The organism is Streptomyces sp. UG1, from assembly GCF_049974585.1.
In the GTDB taxonomy this organism is placed as follows: domain Bacteria; phylum Actinomycetota; class Actinomycetes; order Streptomycetales; family Streptomycetaceae; genus Streptomyces.
On sequence record NZ_JBNGGG010000013.1, the window covers coordinates 17,316 to 33,813 of the forward strand.

Here is a 16,498-nt window from a genome sequence, read left to right on the forward strand (position 1 = left end):
CCTTCATGGTCGCTCGCGCGCCGAGCCGTAGCCAGGGGGCGGCATCCCCTGGGTAAACGCAGCCCTGGCTGGGGGCGGGGGACCGGCCGATCGTCAAGGACGCAGCAGGGCGACGGCGAGACCGTGGCCCGACCCGCATTCACCACAGGAGTCAGTAATGCCTATCCCCACTTCCCTCGACGGGCTCGCTGCCCCGGCCCAGCCCTCCGCCTCACCCCGTGTCGCGATCGTCACCGGCGGCTCGCGCGGCATCGGCCGCCGGACCGTCGGCCGGCTGGCCGCCGACGGGTACGCCGTCGTGGTCGGCTACGTCGGCAACCAGGACGAGGCTGAAGCCGCGGTAAAGGAGGCCGTCACCGGCGGCGTCCAGGCGATCGCGATCCGCGCCGACGTCGCCGACGAACACGCCGTCGCGGCGCTGTTCGACGCGGCCGAGGCGGAGTTCGGCGGTGTCGACGTCGTAGTGCACGCGGCCGGGCGGGCACACATGGCGCCGATCGCCGAGCTGGACCTGGCCGTCCTGGACGACCTGCACCGCACCAACATTCGCGGCACCTTCGTCGTCGTCCAGCAAGCCGCCCGTCGGGTGCGCCCCGGCGGTGCGATCGTGACGTTCTCCACGTCCGTGGTGGGGCTGGCCTTCCCGAACTACGGCGCGTACTCCGCCAGCAAGGGCGCGGTCGAGGCGCTGACGCCGATCCTGGCCCGGGAGTTGCGGGGCCGGGACGTCACCGCCAACGCCGTCGCGCCCGGCCCCACGGCCACCGACCTGTTCCTGGACGGCAAGGACGAGGAGACCATCGCCCGCCTGGCCGCCCAGCCCCCGCTGGAGCGACTCGGTACCCCGGCCGACATCGCCGAGGTCGTCGCGTTCCTGGCCTCCCCGGCCGGCCACTGGATCAACGGACAGGTCGTCCGCGCCAACGGCGGAATCATCTGAACCGCCCGCAGTCACCCCATCGATCAACGAAAGACCCTGTCATGAGGAACGACGACACCGGGATGGTCGTCCTGGTCACCGGGGCCTCCAGCGGAATCGGGGCGCTGTCGACCGCGGTGGCCGACCTGATGCGCTACGGCACCGACCACCAGGTCGACGTACAGGCCGTCGAGCTGGACGTCACCTCCCAGGACTCCGCGGACCTGTACGACGTGAACGTCCTGGGTACCCAGCGCGTCAACCGCGCCGCCCTGCCGAAGTTGCGTGAGCAGGGCTCGGGACTGCTGGTGTGGATCGGCAGCTCCAGCACCCGCGGCGGCTGCCCCCCGTTCCTGGCCCCGTACTTCGCCGCCAAAGCCGCGATGGACGCCCTGGCCATCCGGCACCCCCGCGGACCGCGATTGTGCCGAAGCCTACGATCAGCGTCACCGACCCCTGATGGACGATCCGGGCAAGCGCCTGGCCGCGCTCATCCCGCCGGACGCCGACGTGACCGAGGTCGCTGAAGCCGTCGCGCGCCTGGTCGCGATGGAGCACGGCACTCGACCGCTGCGCATCCACATAGACCCCAGCCGAGACGGCAGCGAAGTCGTCTCCGCGGTCGCCGACCGCGTCCACGTCGACTTCTTCCGCCGCATCGGACCGGACAGCCTGCCCACCGCAGGCAGCTCCCTGTAACGCCCCACTGAGAGAAGGAACAACCAGCCATGCCTTTCGCGAACTTCAAGGTCCCCGAGAAGACCCTCACCCCGAAGCAGAAGGAGGAGATCGTCACCCGCACCACAGAGCTGTACGTCGAGATCTACGGCGAGCGCGCCCGCAACAACACCATGGTTCTGGTCGAAGAGGTCGCCGACGGCGGCTGGGGCATCGCCGGCAACGTGCTGACCCTCGCCATGCTCGGCGAGGCGACACCGACCGACACCAGCGACGCCTGACCGCACCCACCGGCCGTCATTCGGCCAAGACAGCACGTGGAGCCGAGGGCCGCCGCCGATCGCACCCGGCGGCCTTCGGCCGGGCCCAGCGGTACTGCGCGACCTACTTTCGCGGCTGGTGCCCGAGCCAGGTTCCAATGTTCCTCGACCCCCGGGCCGGGCTACGGGGCTGCTCACCCCACGGGCGACTACTGCAACCCTCGAATACCTACACTCCACCAGCGGGCGGGCAGAGCGGTCGCGACGGTGGTCGCCGGCGCGGCGACGGATGGGGGGTCTCATCAAAGGGTCTTCTGTCTCCCGTCAGTTCCACAGTCCCGCGTGATGCGGTTCGGGGAGTGAGACGAGCCGACAGCCGAACAGGTTGTCAGGAAACGGCGTCCACTTGCCCGAGGGCGCCGATGAACGCCGTCCAGGCCGGGGCGGGGATGAGGAGTACGGGGCTGTCCGAGGCGAGTTTGGAGTCTCGGACGGGGATGAGGCCGGGGACTTCGTCGGCGACCTCGAGGCAGTTGCCGCCGTCGCCGTTGCTGTAGCTGCTCTTGCGCCAGCGCGCGCCGCTCAGGTCGTACTTGTCCATCGTCTGAAGTCCTCAGCCGCCGACTCGATCAGGGCCAGGGACGCCTCCGGCGACAGCGCGGCGCCCCTGAGCAGATCGTAAGCTTGGCTCGCGCGCTTCACCACTGCCGGGTCGTCCAGAAGGCTTCCCGAAAACGACGTCTCTGTATAGGCCGTTGGGGGCGCGTCATCGAACTCCATGAGCCGTAGCGAGCCGTTGTTCGCAGGTGCCCCCGCCGAGAACGGCAGCACCTGCAAGACCACCTTGCGCCCGCGGGCCAGCGCTGCCATGTGCTCCAGTGCCTCAGCCGCGACCTCCGGTCCGCCCACCGGCATGCGAAGCACCGTTTCGTGCACGATGGCCCAATACTCCGGCCCTGTAGCGCCCTTGAGGATCGCGCACCGCTCGGCGCGCGCCGCGACGCGCTCATCGATGAACTCGTCACTCGCGAACGGGTGCGTCACCACCACGAGGGCCCTGGTGTATGCCGGTGTTTGGAGGAGCCCCGGGATGACGGAAGGCTCCCAGTCGCAGATCGTCGTCGCCAGCCGCTCCAGCTCCACGACCGCCGCGAAGTAGTCCGCGTACCGCTTGTCGTTGATGAGCTGCCGCCACGTCCGCTCGAAAAAACCGTCGGTTTGCAGCACCTCGTCAATCCGCTGGGCGACATCCAATTGCGGCTTTCGAATTGCCTGTTCGAACTGGCCGATATACCCACCGGACACGAAGACCCGCGCCCCCAGTTCCACCTGTGTGAGCCCCGCGTTCTCCCGGCGCCGCTTCAGCTCGCTTCCGAAGAACTCCCAGGCCGCCATCCGTGAACCATTGGCCATGACCAACCCCCTTACGCTGCCCCGCACTTGTAGAGCACAGACTCCTGCCGAGTGTAGACATCGCAGGTCACCATGGAGATGGAAAGCGTAAAACCCAAAATCGAGGGGAGTCAGGTGACGGCACGACACTCGGCGCGCTGCGTCGAAGAAGCGGAGGAAGCAGTGAAGGAATTGCGGGCGGCACTGGAGAAGGCAGGAATTACGCTTCCGACACTCCGGATCGATCCGGCGAGTCTTGCGCGTGAGGCTCCTTGCCCGCTCGTCGAATTGGGGCGTTGTTCCGTCGAGGCCGCGCAGCGCCTCGCGGCGGTGTTGCGATGAAGCCACCGGTCGGCGCCTATGTGGTCGACACTCGTTCGGGTCGGATCGGTGTCGTGATGGGGCACGAGGGGCCGTATGTGCAGCTGAGGCCGTACGGCGGCGGCAAGGAGTGGGACGCGGAGCCGGCGTCCGTACGCACGGCCACACCCGCCGAGCGGCTGCGCGCGGCGACGGCGTACGCGAACGCACGGAGCCGGGGTGAGGTTCCTTGAGGTAAGGGCGGGCGCATAGGGTGCGGCGGCATGGCTTTGTGGAGATGGAGGAGACGCGGCCCGAAGGCGGTCCGCCGCCACCCTGTGCCGCTCACCGCGCACCAGCTGTGGATGGTGTCGCTGAGCGCGCCGGTGAGCCGGGACAAAGGTGCCTCGCGGACGACGCTGTATCCGTACGTGCGGATCGACGACGACAGCGCCCGGCGCTGGCTGGCCGACCAGTGGGAGATCACCTCGCGTGAGCAGCTCGTCGGCCGGCTCGACGAGCTGTCCCGCAGTGGTTACCGGGCGCGGGCGTACCGGCTCACGGGCGTCTCGCCGCTCGCGTGGGACGCCGCGCTGTACGTCGACATCGCCCGCCGGGGCTTCGGCTGCGGGCTGATCGGCGAGGGCGAGGCCTGGACCGCCCTGAAGAACATCGTGCCGGCGGTGGCGCGGACGTACGGCTCGTGGCAGGAGTACGCCGATCACTATCTGCTCGGGCGGCAGGTGTGGCGGGAGGGGCTGCGGGGGACGGAGGACTCGTCGCTCCCGCCCGCGCAGGCGGTCGCCGACGCGCATCTGCGCGCGCTGCTGGACCCGGAGAATCGTTCCAGCCCGTGGAACCTGGCCCCCTGGGACACCATCAGCCACCCTGACCGCAGCCGCTGACTCCGACCCGCGGTTGCCTGAGCCCGATCCAGATCCGCATGACCTCCCCCCAGGAGCGCTGGTGCGGGGGAGGCCAGGCGGGGGCGTGGTCTCAGCTGATGGTCTGGTAGCCGGTCCAGCCATTGCTGGTCTTGGACATGGTGCCGCTGCGGGTGCCGATGTCCAGAGAGACACCAAAGCCTGCTGCCATCCCGTCTCGGTCACGGATACCCGCAGCATCACCTTGACCACGCTGCTGGCGCCAGGCTTGCAATACCGTCGGAATCTGGGGGAGCGGCAGCATTATGGCCGAGGCAGAAAGGGAAGAACCGCCTGTTTGATGCGGGTCGGAGGCGACTAGGCGTTCACCTGGACGGGAGAAGATATGTCCGGGCCGGAGGCAGACCTTTCCTTGAAGAGATCGCCGATTTCGTGACATTCTGGGATAGAGTATTCCTATGTTGCGTTGCCGATTGGAAATTTGAATGTTGTCGACTGGTGGATTCGTTATCGCTTCCGGCGATGCGGGAGATTACCTAGGTGCGGCGTGGTCAGGAATTTTCGCCGTGATCTGTATCGGGATTGCTTTCAATGTGCATGACGTCGCATATCGAATCCATCAATTCGCCATGAATCATGGCCCGTTCAGCCCCGGACCCGGTTTCAGTCCGACACTCCTGAGGGTTTTGGGTGCAATTCTCGGAGTGGTCGTACTCGTGGAATTTGCGGCCTCCGTGATGGGGATCTTCCGGTAGGAGGGACGTGCGCCCGGGGGGTGGCGTCACCAGCTGGAAGCCAGAGTGTCGGAAGCTGATTCGGATCGTACTGAAGCAGGCTCTGGCTTGACCTATGGTGAGCGGGCGCCGCGCGCGTGCCAAAATCGTGTGGCATCCGCTCGAAACCTGGAACTCGGTGGTGCTGCATCGCGATGGTCGGCGCAGTCGTGGCGGTTGTCAGAGGCTGGACACTGTTCGGTTGACGCTCTGCTTCGGCGCCGTGGTGATTGTAGTGACGATGATTCGCCGGGTCGCAGGGCATCCTCCCAAGTGTCCGCTGATGTGCGGCTTTCGTCGGCCGCTCTAGTTTTGCGGCGAGGGTTTTTGTCTCAATGAACCAAAAGAGGGCTGTGAGGCGTAACGCGGAACTGACTGAACGCGGGGAGCTGCTGCGGCAAGCTGGCGTAGCGGCCTCGTGATCCTGCGGTACGCCGTTCCCGGGAATGGAGATGTCCGGGTTCTGGGAAAGGGCTGGATCCAACCTCGAAGAAGGGCGAGATCCTCAGTAGGAGGTACGCCGCGTACCGAGCCAAGGCTTACGCGCCCTGAGCGTCCGCGTTCTCCTCACCCGCATCATCTGCGGTATCGGCTTTCGAGCGAACCACGAACCCCGACGTGTCGAGCTCGAAGCCGAAGGGAGCGGGTACGCGCAGAGAGTCTCCGAAGGGAACGGAGTGCCGGGACCGGTAGCCCCTTGAGGACGGGTCCCAGAAGCCGGTGATCTCCTGGAGCTGCATGTCGAGCACGAGATACACCGGCACGACCCGCCCATAGGTGTCCAGCTTGTCCAGCCAGTCGGCGTCCTTGGTCGAGTCCGATGTCAGCTCGGCTACGAGCGACAGAGCGGTGCCGTCGGCATGCCGGCCTTCAGCGTCGAAAGCGGCCTCGTCAGCGACAAAGAGATCGGGACCGAAGCCGCGCTCCGACTGAGGAAACGTAAAGAGAAACGGGGAGGTCTCCGTGACGTGCCCTTCAGGGGCATGTGCCTCCACCTGCGCACGCAGACTCCGCATCGGACGCAGGTAGCGCAGCCTGGACCATGGTGACACGACGATCTTCCCCCGGATGAGCTCGGCTTTGTAGCCGTCAGGCGTGTCCAGTTCCTCGACGATGCGGAGCATGTCCTCGAAGGCATCCGATGCTTCCGCTGGAGGGCCGTCTATGGCCATCGAGCGCTCGATCATGGTGGTCACCACGGTCCTCCATTGATTACAGAGCGTGTCGCCTCTCCCACGATAGCGCCGGGACCGTCTTTGCGGTCCACTCCCAGCAGATGAACGCCTACGCTGACAGCCAGCCCGTGGGGCGCCATACGTGACCCCGACCGCCCCCGCTGACTCCCCCCGTACGCGACAATGAACCCATGAGTCTGTTCCGCGACGACGGCATCGTGCTGCGCACCCAGAAGCTCGGGGAAGCGGACCGGATCATCACGCTGCTCACCCGGGGGCACGGCAGGGTCCGGGCCGTGGCTCGGGGAGTGCGGCGTACCAAGTCGAAGTTCGGGGCTCGGCTCGAGCCGTTCTCGCATGTCGACGTGCAGTTCTTCGCGCGGGGGAGCGAGCTGGTGGGGCGTGGGCTGCCGCTGTGTACGCAGAGCGAGACCATCGCTCCGTACGGCGGCGGGATCGTCAGCGACTACGCCCGTTACACCGCCGGGACGGCCATGCTGGAGACCGCCGAGCGGTTCACCGATCACGAGGGCGAGCCGGCCGTGCAGCAGTATCTGCTGCTGGTCGGGGCCCTGCGGACGCTCGCCCGCGGTGAGCACGCGCCGCATCTCGTTCTCGACGCGTTCCTGCTGCGGTCGCTCGCCGTCAACGGGTATGCCCCGAGCTTCAGCGACTGTGCGAAGTGCGGCATGCCAGGACCGAACCGCTTCTTCTCGGTCGCCTCCGGGGGCTCGGTCTGTGCCGACTGCCGGGTGCCCGGTAGCGTCGTACCGTCGCCGCAGACCCTGGAGCTGCTCGGTGCGCTGCTGACGGGAGACTGGGAGACGGCGGACACCTGCGAGCCGCGGTACGTCCGGGAGGGCAACGGGCTGGTGTCGGCCTATCTGCACTGGCATCTGGAGCGCGGGCTGCGCTCGCTTCGGTACGTGGAAAAGTAAGGGAGACGAGAAGCACATGGCCGTGAGTGGGTTCCTGGGGCGTCGGCGCCGCGAGTACAGGGCGCCGGAGCCACACCCGTCCGGTGCCCGCGCGCCGAAGCTCCCCGGTGAGTTGGTCCCGAGCCATGTGGCGATCGTCATGGACGGGAACGGCCGCTGGGCCAAGGAGCGCGGGCTGCCGCGCACCGAGGGGCACAAGGTCGGGGCCGAGCGGGTGCTGGATGTGCTGCAAGGTGCGATCGAGATGGGCGTGGGGGCGATCTCGCTGTACGCCTTCTCCACCGAGAACTGGAAGCGGTCGCCCGATGAAGTGCGCTTCCTGATGAACTTCAACCGCGACTTCATCCGCAAGACCCGCGACCAGCTCGACGAGCTGGGGGTCCGGGTGCGGTGGGTCGGGCGGATGCCCAAGCTGTGGAAGTCGGTCGCCAAGGAGCTGCAGGTGGCTCAGGAGCAGACCAAGGGGAATGACCGGTTGACGTTGTACTTCTGCATGAACTACGGCGGGCGTGCCGAGGTCGCGGACGCCGCGCGGGCGCTCGCCGAGGATGTGCAGGCCGGGCGGCTCGATCCGGCCAAGGTGACCGAGAAGACCTTCGCGAAGTACCTGTACTACCCGGACATGCCGGACGTGGATCTGTTCCTGCGGCCCAGCGGGGAGCAGCGGACGTCCAACTACCTGCTCTGGCAGAGCGCTTACGCCGAGATGGTCTTCCAGGACGTGCTGTGGCCGGACTTCGACCGGCGTGACCTGTGGCGGGCGTGTGTGGAGTTCGCCTCGCGTGACCGGCGGTTCGGGGGCGCGATCCCGAACGAGGAGCTGCTGGCGATGGAAGGGCGCTCCGAGGAGAGCTGAGCCGCCGAACGGACACACGGGGACGGCCCCGCCCACCGAAGTGGAGCGGGGCCGTTCGCGGTTCCGGGCGACCTAGTGGTCGTTGAGGAACGTGTAGTCCTTGCACTCGCCGTCAGGCGCACGGCAGAACTTGAAGCCGATCTTCGTGTTCTCCGGCAGGTTGTAGACGCCGCCCATGCTCGCCCTGCGGGTCTTCTTGTTGCCCTCGCCGCCGACGGTGAACGAGTAGCGCGGGTTGCCGCTCGGGCTGCCGATGTACACGTTCATCGTGACACCGCGGCCGTCGGCGTCATTGTCCTTGATCGTGACGACGTCGCCGTACTCGTTGAACCAGCCGATGCCGCTCCAGTCGACGCCGGGTACGTTCCCCCAAGCATCCCCCGTGTGCATGGTGTGGTCGGCTGCCACCGCCGAGTTGGCGACGGCCAGCACGAGTGCGGCGCTTGCGGCGGCCACACCAGCTATGCGTCCCAGTCTCAAGTTGTCTCCCCTGTGTTCACTGTGGCTCCTGTGGTCGCAGGAGCCGTAGTGATTATAGGAAGAGCATGATCGCGATCGGGTAAGGGGGGCAAGTCTCGCCAACTGGCCGGATACTGCTAGTCGTTGGAGGTCGCCGCCGCGCACTCCGCACACGTACCGAAGATCTCCACCGTGTGCGCCACGTTCACATAGCCGTGCTCGGCGGCGATGGCGTCCGCCCACTTCTCCACGGCCGGGCCCTCGACCTCGACCGCCTTGCCGCAGACCCGGCACACGAGGTGGTGGTGGTGCTCGCCGGTCGAGCAGCGGCGGTAGACCGACTCGCCGTCGGAGGTGCGCAGGACGTCGACCTCGCCGGCGTCGGCGAGGTTCTGCAGGGTGCGGTAGACCGTGGTGAGGCCGACCGAGTCGCCCTTGTGCTTGAGCATGTCGTGGAGCTCCTGCGCGCTGCGGAACTCGTCGACCTCGTCCAGGGCCGCCGCCACAGCGGCCCGCTGCCGCGTCGCGCGGCCCTTCACGGGCGGTCCAGCGGTCGTCACCGGTTTGCCTCCTCATGTCTGCGCCTTGCCGGGCCATTGTGCCAGCCCGGGCTGAGCGCGGTCAGACGCTCACCTTCCCGTCCGACTCCCTGCTGGCCGGAATCGCGCAATCCGCCGGATCGCCGGAGGGCTGCGCCGCCGACTGGGCGCGGGCCCTGCGCCGGGCCAGCGGGGTGGCCAGCGCCGCCAGCGCGATGAACGTCCCGATGGTCAGCAGCACGATGGTCGCGCCGGGTGGGACGTCCTGGTAGTACGACGTGACGGTGCCTCCGATCGTCACCGTGACGCCGATCGCGACGGCGATCGCGAACGTCGCGGCGAAGCTGCGGGTCATCTGCTGCGCCGCCGCCACCGGCACCACCATCAGCGCGCTCACCAGCAGCAGTCCGACCACGCGCATCGCGACCGTCACCGTGACCGCGGCCGTGATCGCCGTCAGCAGGTTCAGGGCGCGGACGGGAAGACCCGTGACCCGCGCGAACTCCTCGTCCTGGCTCACCGCGAACATCTGGCGGCGCAGGCCGACAGTGACCAGCATCACGAAGGCGGCCAGCAGACAGATCGCCGTCACGTCCTGCGGCGACACCGTCGACAGCGACCCGAACAGGTACGACGTCAGGTTCGCGTTGGAGCCGCCCGGCGCGAGGTTGATGAGCATCACACCGCCGGCCATACCGCCGTAGAAGAGCATCGCGAGGGCGAGGTCGCCGCGCATCCTGCCGTACCAGCGGATCAACTCCATGGCGACCGCGCCGAGCACCGACACCAGCGTCGCCATCCACACCGGCGACCAGGACAGCATGAAGCCCAGGCCGACGCCGGTCATCGCGACATGGCCGATTCCGTCGCCCATCAGGGCCTGGCGGCGCTGGACGAGGTAGATGCCGACGGCCGGGGCGGTGATGCCGACGAGCACCGCGGCGAGCAGCGCGCGCTGCATGAAGTCGTAGTTCAGGATGTCCATCAGCTCAGCAGCCCCGTCCGGATCGGTTCGGCGTCGTGAACCGCGTGCGGGTGTACGTGGTCGTGGCCGGGCAGCGCGTGCTGGCCGACCGCCTTCGGCGGCGGGCCGTCGTGCAGCACGCAGCCGTCGCGCAGGACGACCGCCCGGTCGATCAAGGGCTCCAGGGGGCCCAGTTCGTGCAGGACGAGGAGGACCGTCGTGCCGCTTTCGACCTGCTCCCTGAGCGTGCGCGCGAGCACCTCCTGGCTGGCCAGGTCGACGCCCGCCATCGGCTCGTCCATGATCAGCAGATCGGGCTCGGGGGCCAGTGCGCGGGCGATCAGCACGCGCTGGTGCTGGCCGCCGGACAGGGCGTTGACCGAGTCCTTCACCCGGTCCGCCATGCCGACGAGGTCCAGGGCGCGCTGTACGGCCGCGCGGTCGGCCTTGCGGAAGACGCCGAAGCGGGTGCGCGACAGCCGGCCCGAGGAGACGACCTCGCCGACCGTGGCGGGCACGCCGCCGGCGGCCGTCGTGCGCTGCGGGACGTAGCCCACCCGCGCCCAGTCGCGGAACCGGGCCCGCGGGGTGCCGAACAGTTCGATCTCGCCGGCGCTGACCGGCACCTGGCCGATGACGCCGCGCACGGCCGTCGACTTGCCCGAGCCGTTGGCGCCGAGCAGCGCGACGACCTCACCGCGGTGCACGGTGAGGTCGATGCCGCGCAGGACGGGGCGCGAGCCCAGCTCGGCGTGGACGCCGCGCAGCGATATGACGGGCTCGGTCATGCCGTCCTCCGTTGGTTGGTCACTTGGCTCCCAGCGCCGTCCTCAAAGCGGTGAGGTTGGCCTCCATGACCGAGAAGTAGTCGTCGCCCTTGGACTTGTCGGTGATGCCCTCGACCGGGTCGAGGACGTCCGTCTTCAGGCCCGCGTCGGCGGCCAGGGTCTTGGCGGTCTTGTCGGACACCAGTGTCTCGTAGAAGACCGTGGTGACGCCGTCGGCCTTGGCCTCCTCCTGGAGCTCCTTGATCCGGGCGGGGCTGGGCTCGCTCTCCGGGTCGAGTCCGGCGATGGCCTCCATGGTCAGGCCGTAGCGCTCGGCGAGGTAGCCGAAGGCGGCGTGGTTGGTGAAGAAGACCTTGGACTTGGTGTTCTTCAGGCCGTCCGCGAACTGCGTGTCGAGGTCGTCGAGCTTCTTCACCAGCGCGTCGGTGTTCTTCTTGTAGTCGGCCGCGTGGTCGGGGTCCGCCTTCTCGAAGGCCGCGCCGACGCCCTTGGCGACCTCGGCGTACTTCACCGGGTCCAGCCAGATGTGGGGATCGCGGGCGTGCTCTTCCTTCTCGGCGTCCTCGGACTCCTCGGAGTGCCCCTCCTCGCCCTCGTGGCCGTGGCTGTCCTCGACGGCGCCGTGGTCCTCCAGCTCGGTCAGCGTGGCGGCGTCGATCTTCGTCTTCAGCCCCGACTGCGCGATGGCCTCGTCGACGGACGGCTGGAGACTCTTGAGGTAGAGCGCCGCGTCGGACTCCTCGATCTGCGTCCGCTGCTTGGCGCTGACCTCCAGGTCGTGCGGCTCCTGGCCGGGCGAGGTCAGACTGGTGACCTTCACGTGGTCGCCGCCGATCTGCTCGGCGAGGAAGGCCATCGGGTAGAACGACGCGACGACGTCGAACTTGTCCGTGTTGCCCGCGGCGGCGCTGTCGGAGGAGCAGGCGGAGAGGGAGCCGACGCCGAGGGCGGCGGCGGCCGCGAGGGCGATCCCGGATATGTGCTGTCGTCGTACGTTCATGACAGTCATTTTCAGCCGTACTGGAAACCATTGTCAACAAGCGTGAGCGGCCGTCCACAGAGCGCTACCGATTTGGTTGAGGGGGAGCCCCCGCCGGTACTCTGAAGCATTCCGCTGTGAAGCGCCTCGCTTCGTCGCCCGTCGTCGTAATGAAGAGAGCACCGTGGCCGCCGACAAGATCGACACCATCGTCAGCCTGAGCAAGCGCCGTGGCTTCGTATTCCCCTGCAGTGAGATCTACGGCGGCCAGAAGGCCGCCTGGGACTACGGGCCGCTGGGTGTCGAGCTCAAGGAGAACCTGAAGCGCCAGTGGTGGCGCTACATGGTGACGTCGCGCGAGGACGTGGTCGGTATCGACTCGTCCGTGATCCTGGCCCCCGAGGTGTGGGTCGCCTCCGGCCACGTCGCCACCTTCACCGACCCGCTCACCGAGTGCACCTCCTGCCACAAGCGGTTCCGCGCGGACCACCTGGAGGAGGCGTACGAGGCCAAGAAGGGCCGCCTCCCGGAGAACGGTCTCGCGGACATCAACTGCCCGAACTGCGGCAACAAGGGCCAGTTCACCGAGCCCAAGCAGTTCTCGGGTCTCCTCTCCACCCACCTCGGCCCGACGCAGGACTCCGGCTCGATCGCGTACCTGCGCCCCGAGACCGCCCAGGGCATCTTCACCAACTTCGCCCAGGTGCAGACCACTTCGCGCCGCAAGCCGCCGTTCGGCATCGCCCAGATGGGCAAGTCGTTCCGCAACGAGATCACGCCGGGCAACTTCATCTTCCGCACCCGTGAGTTCGAGCAGATGGAGATGGAGTTCTTCGTCAAGCCGGGCGAGGACGAGAAGTGGCACGAGTACTGGATGGAGCAGCGCTGGAACTGGTACACGGGCCTTGGTCTCCGTGAGGAGAACATGCGCTGGTACGAGCACCCGAAGGAGAAGCTCTCCCACTACTCGAAGCGGACGGCGGACATCGAGTACCGCTTCCAGTTCGGCGGCAACGAGTGGGGTGAGCTGGAGGGCGTCGCGAACCGGACGGACTACGACCTGGGCGCGCACGGCAAGGCGTCGGGTCAGGACCTGTCGTACTTCGACCAGGAGGCCGGCGAGCGCTGGACGCCGTACGTCATCGAGCCGGCGGCCGGTGTCGGCCGGGCGATGCTGGCGTTCCTGCTCGACGCCTACGTCGAGGACGAGGCGCCGAACGCCAAGGGCAAGATGGAGAAGCGGACGGTGCTGCGCCTGGACCACCGCCTGGCGCCGGTGAAGGTCGCGGTGCTGCCGCTGTCCCGGAACCCGGAGCTGTCCCCCAAGGCCAAGGGCCTCGCGCAGACGCTGCGCCAGAACTGGAACATCGAGTTCGACGACGCGGGCGCGATCGGCCGCCGTTACCGGCGCCAGGACGAGATCGGTACGCCGTACTGCGTGACGGTCGACTTCGACACGCTGGACGACAATGCGGTGACGGTTCGGGAGCGGGACACGATGAAGCAGGAGCGGGTGTCTCTCGACCAGATCGAGGGGTACTTGGCCGGGCGTCTGATCGGCTGCTGACGTCTCATTCTCGAAATTCTCAAACGCCGGACGGGCTGATATGCCCGTCCGGCGTTTCGCGTGGTGGCCCTCGATACAGGCATCCCATTGGCCCTGTAACGCGGGCCACCACGCCGCCAGGCTGGCCCGCATGAGCATCGCGTTCCTGCTGACCACCCTTGTCGTCGTCGCCACCCCCGGCACCGGCGTCGTCTACACCCTGGCCGCCGGACTCTCCCGCGGCCCTCGCGCGAGCGTCGTGGCCGCCTTCGGGTGCACGCTCGGGATCGTGCCGCACATGGTGGCCACGATCACCGGTGTCGCCGCGCTGCTGCACGCGAGTGCGACCGCCTTTCAGATCCTGAAGTACGCCGGTGTCGCCTATCTGCTGTACATGGCGTGGGCGACGCTCAGGGACAAGGAGGGCATCGCGGTCGACGAGCGGGACGCCGCGCCGCTCTCCTCGGGGCGCGTGATCATGCGCGGGGTGCTGATCAACATCCTCAATCCGAAGCTGACGGTGTTCTTCCTCGCCTTTCTCCCGCAGTTCGTGGACCCGGCCGAGGCGAACGCGCTGCCGAGCATGCTGGCGCTCAGCGCGGTGTTCATGGCGGTGACGTTCGTGGTCTTCGCGGCGTACGGAGTGCTCGCGGCGTCCGTGCGCAGCCACGTCATCTCCCGGCCCCGGGTGATGACATGGCTGCGGCGGACCTTCGCGGGGTCGTTCGTGGCGCTCGGGGCGAAGCTGGCGGTCACCGCCCGCTAGGGCGTTTGCGGTGGCGGCGGCGTTGCAGGTGGATCAGGAGGGGGCGGCTGCCGGACAGGCTCAACTGCTGTACGTGGACGGGGGACAGGCCGACGGCCAGGGCGTCGGCGAGGCCGCGAGCCTCCGGGAGCAGCACGATCGCGCGGCCGTCCGCGGTGAGGACCCGGGCGAGTTCGTGCCACCAGCGCCGCGGGTGCCCGGCGAGGCACCCGCCCGCGTCGACCTGTTCGCCCCAGGGCGGGTTGCACAGCACGCGGTCGATGCTGTGGTCGTCGAGAGGGAGGGCGCCGGCGTCGCCGCGGCGGACGGTGACCGGCAGGGGGCCGGCGTTCTGCCGTGCCGCCCGGCGCGCGGCCGGGTCGAGGTCGAAGCCGAGCAGTGTGGTGCCCGGCGCCGTGTGATGGGCCTCGATCAGCAGGGTTCCCGCACCGCAGCAGGGGTCCAGCACCCGCTGTCCCGGCCGCAGTTCGGCCGCCTGGGCCATGGCGGCGGCGACCGGCGGGTGCAGGGTGCCCGGGATCGTCGCGCGCTTGTAGCCGCGCCGGTGCGCCGGGCGGCGGCCCAGGCGCAGCAGCAGGGCGGCGTGGGTGCCGTCCAGCGTCAGCCGCCAGCCGCTGTGGCCGGGCGGGGGCGGCTCGCCGTGCCGGCGCGAGTGGTACGGCACCCCCGTGCGCCCGGCCAGGACCCGGCCGACGGTGTCCTCGATGTCGTACCGGTTGTACGTCCTGCGTCCCAGGAAGGACGCCGAGATCTCGATGCCGTCGCCGAAACCCCGGCGTTCTCGCGCCAGGCCTTCGAGGTCGACCGCACGCGCCATCTCGGCCAGGGCGGGCAGGTCGGTCTTGTGCGGGCCGATGTCGGGCCGGCGGATCGCCGACAGGAAGATGTCGTCGGCGGTCCGTAGCAGGGGGGTGTGGTCGTCGGTCCTGAACGCCACCTCGCGGTGGCCGATCCGGTCGATGGTCGCGGAACCCGTCCGCAGAATCTCGGTGCCGAGTGCGGGCTCCAGCCCGCGGACGCACCGAGCCACCAAGGACACGCGCGATGAGCGCATGATGAGTCTTCTCCCACGTCGCAGCCCGGGACGGCGAACTGGTGGAGACCGTCCCGCATCGTCGGCGCCGGGTGATCCGCGTCGTGCCGACGGAGCGACTAGCGCAGGTGGAAGAAGTACGTCATCGTCATGATCGAAAAAGCGTACCAGGGCGCCGGGTCCCCGTGAGAGCCTTCGGTATGGCCATCATTCACCGCACCACTGTCAAGCCGACCAAGCTGGAACTGCTCACCTCGTGGCTGCCCACCCGCCCTTGGTACGCCGGTGCCGGTGCACCGAGTCTGGACATGTCCGGCGGCTTTCGGCTGGACGACCCGGAGGGCGAGGTCGGGATCGAGTTCATGGTGACCACCGATGTGTCGGGACCCGAGCCGGTCAGCTACTTCGTCCCGCTCACCTATCGCGGCGCCCCGCTCGACGGCGCGGAGCACGCCCTCGTCGGGACCATGGAGCACGGGGTGCTGGGCCCTCGCTGGGCCTACGACGGCTGCCACGACCCGGTGCTGGCCGACCAGTTGTGGGCCCTGATCGAAGGGCGCGCCCAGGCCCAGGCCCAGAGCGTCACCGACACCGAGGACCGCGAGGTCACCCGCTCCTACACCGGCCCGGGATTCACGGCGAGGCAGGCCAAGCCCCACGTCGCCGAGGACGCCGAGGGCACCCGCCTGACCGCCCCGGACGGCACGACCCTCGAACTGCACCGGGTCCTGCGCCCCGCCCCGCAGGGCACGGCGCTGCTCCCCGAGGGGGCCGTCGGCCATGTCGGCGGCGCCTGGCAACTGCCGGACGGCCCGCGCGTCCACGGGCTGTTCGCCGCGCTGTACGCCGACGGGCACCGATAGGCAGACCAATAGGCAGTACCGAGGTCGGAAGGCGGCTACGGGATCGCGAAGAGATCCCTGTCCGGCGCCACGCCCAGGCCGGAACCGGTGGGCAGAGAGATGTGGCCGCCCTCGACGCGGACGCCGGCCTTCGGGTCGTAGTGGCCCTCGATGTGGGGCGCCGCGATCCAGACGCCCTCGTTCAACTCCGGCCGTATGGTGGCGCCGAGATGCACACAGGCGGCGGCGATCACATCTCCGCCCCAGGAGCCGTCGCTGGTGTGCGGCAGCCGCCGCGCGGCGCAGAGGTCGCGGAAAGGCGCGGAAGGCGCGCATGGGGTGCAGCCCGCCGATCCGCGTCACCTTCATGCCGAAGCCGTCCACCAGGCCGGTGCCCGCGGCGGTGA

Annotated in this window: 21 protein-coding genes and 1 pseudogene; 12 read left to right on the plus strand and 10 right to left on the minus strand. The window is 68.6% G+C overall.

Features of this window, described 5'->3' with window-relative positions:
- Positions 1 to 157 precede the first annotated feature (157 nt).
- The 4 genes from ACP4J3_RS16265 to ACP4J3_RS16280 are packed head-to-tail and all read left to right on the plus strand — an operon-like array spanning position 158 to position 1,878.
- On the plus strand, positions 158 to 940 hold the full coding sequence (locus ACP4J3_RS16265; protein ID WP_426534844.1) for an SDR family oxidoreductase: 783 nt from the start codon (positions 158 to 160) through the stop codon (positions 938 to 940).
- A 41-nt stretch (positions 941 to 981) separates the two neighbouring features.
- Positions 982 to 1,446, plus strand: coding sequence for an SDR family NAD(P)-dependent oxidoreductase (locus tag ACP4J3_RS16270; RefSeq protein WP_426534846.1), 465 nt, complete (start codon positions 982 to 984; stop codon positions 1,444 to 1,446).
- Positions 1,430 to 1,618 carry a short-chain dehydrogenase/reductase gene (locus tag ACP4J3_RS16275; protein ID WP_426534848.1) on the plus strand — a complete coding sequence of 63 codons (189 nt, stop codon included), beginning with the start codon at positions 1,430 to 1,432 and terminating at the stop codon, positions 1,616 to 1,618. The genes ACP4J3_RS16270 and ACP4J3_RS16275 overlap by 17 nt, the downstream gene beginning before the upstream one ends.
- 29 nt (positions 1,619 to 1,647) lie before the next feature.
- Positions 1,648 to 1,878, plus strand: a complete 231-nt coding sequence (locus ACP4J3_RS16280; protein ID WP_361803207.1) for a 4-oxalocrotonate tautomerase family protein — start codon at positions 1,648 to 1,650, stop codon at positions 1,876 to 1,878.
- A 367-nt stretch (positions 1,879 to 2,245) separates the two neighbouring features.
- On the opposite strand, the gene ACP4J3_RS16285 is transcribed toward ACP4J3_RS16280, so the two are convergent.
- A complete protein-coding gene (locus ACP4J3_RS16285) occupies positions 2,246 to 2,458 on the minus strand; it encodes a DUF397 domain-containing protein (RefSeq protein ID WP_426534850.1) in 213 nt (70 codons plus the stop codon).
- Positions 2,440 to 3,270 (minus strand): helix-turn-helix domain-containing protein, encoded by an 831-nt coding sequence (locus ACP4J3_RS16290; protein ID WP_426534852.1) that lies wholly within the window; start codon positions 3,268 to 3,270, stop codon positions 2,440 to 2,442. Before ACP4J3_RS16290 ends, ACP4J3_RS16285 begins: the two co-directional genes overlap by 19 nt.
- 72 nt (positions 3,271 to 3,342) lie before the next feature.
- Between ACP4J3_RS16290 and ACP4J3_RS16295 the strand changes: the two genes are divergently transcribed.
- The 3 genes from ACP4J3_RS16295 to ACP4J3_RS16305 are packed head-to-tail and all read left to right on the plus strand — an operon-like array spanning position 3,343 to position 4,454.
- Positions 3,343 to 3,591, plus strand: a complete 249-nt coding sequence (locus tag ACP4J3_RS16295; RefSeq protein ID WP_426534854.1) for a hypothetical protein — start codon at positions 3,343 to 3,345, stop codon at positions 3,589 to 3,591.
- Entirely contained in the window at positions 3,588 to 3,803 is a 216-nt protein-coding gene (locus tag ACP4J3_RS16300; protein ID WP_426534856.1) for a hypothetical protein, read from the plus strand. The genes ACP4J3_RS16295 and ACP4J3_RS16300 overlap by 4 nt, the downstream gene beginning before the upstream one ends.
- A 30-nt stretch (positions 3,804 to 3,833) precedes the next feature.
- A complete protein-coding gene (locus ACP4J3_RS16305) occupies positions 3,834 to 4,454 on the plus strand; it encodes a DUF1266 domain-containing protein (RefSeq protein ID WP_426534858.1) in 621 nt (206 codons plus the stop codon).
- 1,291 nt (positions 4,455 to 5,745) lie between these two features.
- On the opposite strand, the gene ACP4J3_RS16310 is transcribed toward ACP4J3_RS16305, so the two are convergent.
- Positions 5,746 to 6,393 carry a Uma2 family endonuclease gene (locus ACP4J3_RS16310; RefSeq protein WP_426535207.1) on the minus strand — a complete coding sequence of 216 codons (648 nt, stop codon included), beginning with the start codon at positions 6,391 to 6,393 and terminating at the stop codon, positions 5,746 to 5,748.
- Positions 6,394 to 6,572: 179 nt separating this feature from the next.
- Here ACP4J3_RS16310 and recO point away from each other — a divergent pair, with 179 nt between their 5' ends.
- Together recO and ACP4J3_RS16320 are read left to right on the plus strand one after the other, a co-directional pair.
- Positions 6,573 to 7,319 carry a DNA repair protein RecO gene (gene recO, locus ACP4J3_RS16315; protein ID WP_426534860.1) on the plus strand — a complete coding sequence of 249 codons (747 nt, stop codon included), beginning with the start codon at positions 6,573 to 6,575 and terminating at the stop codon, positions 7,317 to 7,319.
- Between the two features lie 16 nt (positions 7,320 to 7,335).
- Positions 7,336 to 8,175, plus strand: coding sequence for an isoprenyl transferase (locus tag ACP4J3_RS16320; protein WP_426534862.1), 840 nt, complete (start codon positions 7,336 to 7,338; stop codon positions 8,173 to 8,175).
- 72 nt (positions 8,176 to 8,247) lie between these two features.
- Here the strand turns inward: ACP4J3_RS16320 and ACP4J3_RS16325 are convergent, their stop codons facing one another.
- The 5 genes from ACP4J3_RS16325 to ACP4J3_RS16345 all read right to left on the minus strand — a co-directional run bounded on the left by ACP4J3_RS16325 (position 8,248) and on the right by ACP4J3_RS16345 (position 11,925).
- Positions 8,248 to 8,655 carry a hypothetical protein gene (locus ACP4J3_RS16325; protein ID WP_426534864.1) on the minus strand — a complete coding sequence of 136 codons (408 nt, stop codon included), beginning with the start codon at positions 8,653 to 8,655 and terminating at the stop codon, positions 8,248 to 8,250.
- Between the two features lie 116 nt (positions 8,656 to 8,771).
- Positions 8,772 to 9,194, minus strand: a complete 423-nt coding sequence (locus ACP4J3_RS16330; protein WP_426534866.1) for a Fur family transcriptional regulator — start codon at positions 9,192 to 9,194, stop codon at positions 8,772 to 8,774.
- Between the two features lie 61 nt (positions 9,195 to 9,255).
- Complete coding sequence (locus tag ACP4J3_RS16335; protein ID WP_426534868.1) at positions 9,256 to 10,158, minus strand: metal ABC transporter permease; 903 nt, start codon at positions 10,156 to 10,158, stop codon at positions 9,256 to 9,258.
- On the minus strand, positions 10,158 to 10,925 hold the full coding sequence (locus tag ACP4J3_RS16340; RefSeq protein ID WP_426534870.1) for a metal ABC transporter ATP-binding protein: 768 nt from the start codon (positions 10,923 to 10,925) through the stop codon (positions 10,158 to 10,160). The genes ACP4J3_RS16335 and ACP4J3_RS16340 overlap by 1 nt, the downstream gene beginning before the upstream one ends.
- Positions 10,926 to 10,944: 19 nt before the next feature.
- Positions 10,945 to 11,925: a metal ABC transporter substrate-binding protein gene (locus ACP4J3_RS16345; protein ID WP_426534872.1), complete on the minus strand. Its 981-nt coding sequence runs from the start codon at positions 11,923 to 11,925 to the stop codon at positions 10,945 to 10,947.
- A 163-nt stretch (positions 11,926 to 12,088) separates the two neighbouring features.
- Here ACP4J3_RS16345 and ACP4J3_RS16350 point away from each other — a divergent pair, with 163 nt between their 5' ends.
- Together ACP4J3_RS16350 and ACP4J3_RS16355 are read left to right on the plus strand one after the other, a co-directional pair.
- Positions 12,089 to 13,471, plus strand: coding sequence for a glycine--tRNA ligase (locus ACP4J3_RS16350; RefSeq protein WP_426534874.1), 1,383 nt, complete (start codon positions 12,089 to 12,091; stop codon positions 13,469 to 13,471).
- A gap of 130 nt (positions 13,472 to 13,601) precedes the next feature.
- Positions 13,602 to 14,216 carry a LysE family translocator gene (locus ACP4J3_RS16355; protein ID WP_426534876.1) on the plus strand — a complete coding sequence of 205 codons (615 nt, stop codon included), beginning with the start codon at positions 13,602 to 13,604 and terminating at the stop codon, positions 14,214 to 14,216.
- Here the strand turns inward: ACP4J3_RS16355 and ACP4J3_RS16360 are convergent.
- Positions 14,203 to 15,270: a TRM11 family SAM-dependent methyltransferase gene (locus tag ACP4J3_RS16360; RefSeq protein ID WP_426534878.1), complete on the minus strand. Its 1,068-nt coding sequence runs from the start codon at positions 15,268 to 15,270 to the stop codon at positions 14,203 to 14,205. The two genes, ACP4J3_RS16355 and ACP4J3_RS16360, sit on opposite strands and share 14 nt — an antisense overlap.
- 179 nt (positions 15,271 to 15,449) lie before the next feature.
- On the opposite strand from ACP4J3_RS16360, the gene ACP4J3_RS16365 reads away from it, so the two are divergent.
- Complete coding sequence (locus ACP4J3_RS16365; protein WP_426534880.1) at positions 15,450 to 16,112, plus strand: maltokinase N-terminal cap-like domain-containing protein; 663 nt, start codon at positions 15,450 to 15,452, stop codon at positions 16,110 to 16,112.
- A 35-nt stretch (positions 16,113 to 16,147) separates the two neighbouring features.
- Here ACP4J3_RS16365 and ACP4J3_RS16370 read toward each other — a convergent pair.
- Positions 16,148 to 16,393 (minus strand): annotated as a pseudogene (locus ACP4J3_RS16370) (enolase C-terminal domain-like protein); the annotation flags it as partial.
- Positions 16,394 to 16,498: the final 105 nt, after the last annotated feature.

Bases quoted from the DNA above. Each gene is read 5' to 3' on its own strand.
- ACP4J3_RS16265 (WP_426534844.1), top strand. From the start codon at position 158: ATGCCTATCCCCACTTCCCTCGACGGGCTCGCTGCCCCGGCCCAGCCC.
- ACP4J3_RS16270 (WP_426534846.1), top strand. From the start codon at position 982: ATGAGGAACGACGACACCGGGATGGTCGTCCTGGTCACCGGGGCCTCC.
- ACP4J3_RS16280 (WP_361803207.1), top strand. From the start codon at position 1,648: ATGCCTTTCGCGAACTTCAAGGTCCCCGAGAAGACCCTCACCCCGAAG.
- ACP4J3_RS16285 (WP_426534850.1), bottom strand. From the start codon at position 2,458: ATGGACAAGTACGACCTGAGCGGCGCGCGCTGGCGCAAGAGCAGCTAC.
- ACP4J3_RS16290 (WP_426534852.1), bottom strand. From the start codon at position 3,270: ATGGCCAATGGTTCACGGATGGCGGCCTGGGAGTTCTTCGGAAGCGAG.
- ACP4J3_RS16295 (WP_426534854.1), top strand. From the start codon at position 3,343: ATGGAGATGGAAAGCGTAAAACCCAAAATCGAGGGGAGTCAGGTGACG.
- ACP4J3_RS16300 (WP_426534856.1), top strand. From the start codon at position 3,588: ATGAAGCCACCGGTCGGCGCCTATGTGGTCGACACTCGTTCGGGTCGG.
- ACP4J3_RS16305 (WP_426534858.1), top strand. From the start codon at position 3,834: ATGGCTTTGTGGAGATGGAGGAGACGCGGCCCGAAGGCGGTCCGCCGC.
- ACP4J3_RS16310 (WP_426535207.1), bottom strand. From the start codon at position 6,393: ATGATCGAGCGCTCGATGGCCATAGACGGCCCTCCAGCGGAAGCATCG.
- recO (WP_426534860.1), top strand. From the start codon at position 6,573: ATGAGTCTGTTCCGCGACGACGGCATCGTGCTGCGCACCCAGAAGCTC.
- ACP4J3_RS16320 (WP_426534862.1), top strand. From the start codon at position 7,336: ATGGCCGTGAGTGGGTTCCTGGGGCGTCGGCGCCGCGAGTACAGGGCG.
- ACP4J3_RS16335 (WP_426534868.1), bottom strand. From the start codon at position 10,158: ATGGACATCCTGAACTACGACTTCATGCAGCGCGCGCTGCTCGCCGCG.
- ACP4J3_RS16340 (WP_426534870.1), bottom strand. From the start codon at position 10,925: ATGACCGAGCCCGTCATATCGCTGCGCGGCGTCCACGCCGAGCTGGGC.
- ACP4J3_RS16345 (WP_426534872.1), bottom strand. From the start codon at position 11,925: ATGAACGTACGACGACAGCACATATCCGGGATCGCCCTCGCGGCCGCC.
- ACP4J3_RS16355 (WP_426534876.1), top strand. From the start codon at position 13,602: ATGAGCATCGCGTTCCTGCTGACCACCCTTGTCGTCGTCGCCACCCCC.
- ACP4J3_RS16360 (WP_426534878.1), bottom strand. From the start codon at position 15,270: ATGCGCTCATCGCGCGTGTCCTTGGTGGCTCGGTGCGTCCGCGGGCTG.
- ACP4J3_RS16365 (WP_426534880.1), top strand. From the start codon at position 15,450: ATGGCCATCATTCACCGCACCACTGTCAAGCCGACCAAGCTGGAACTG.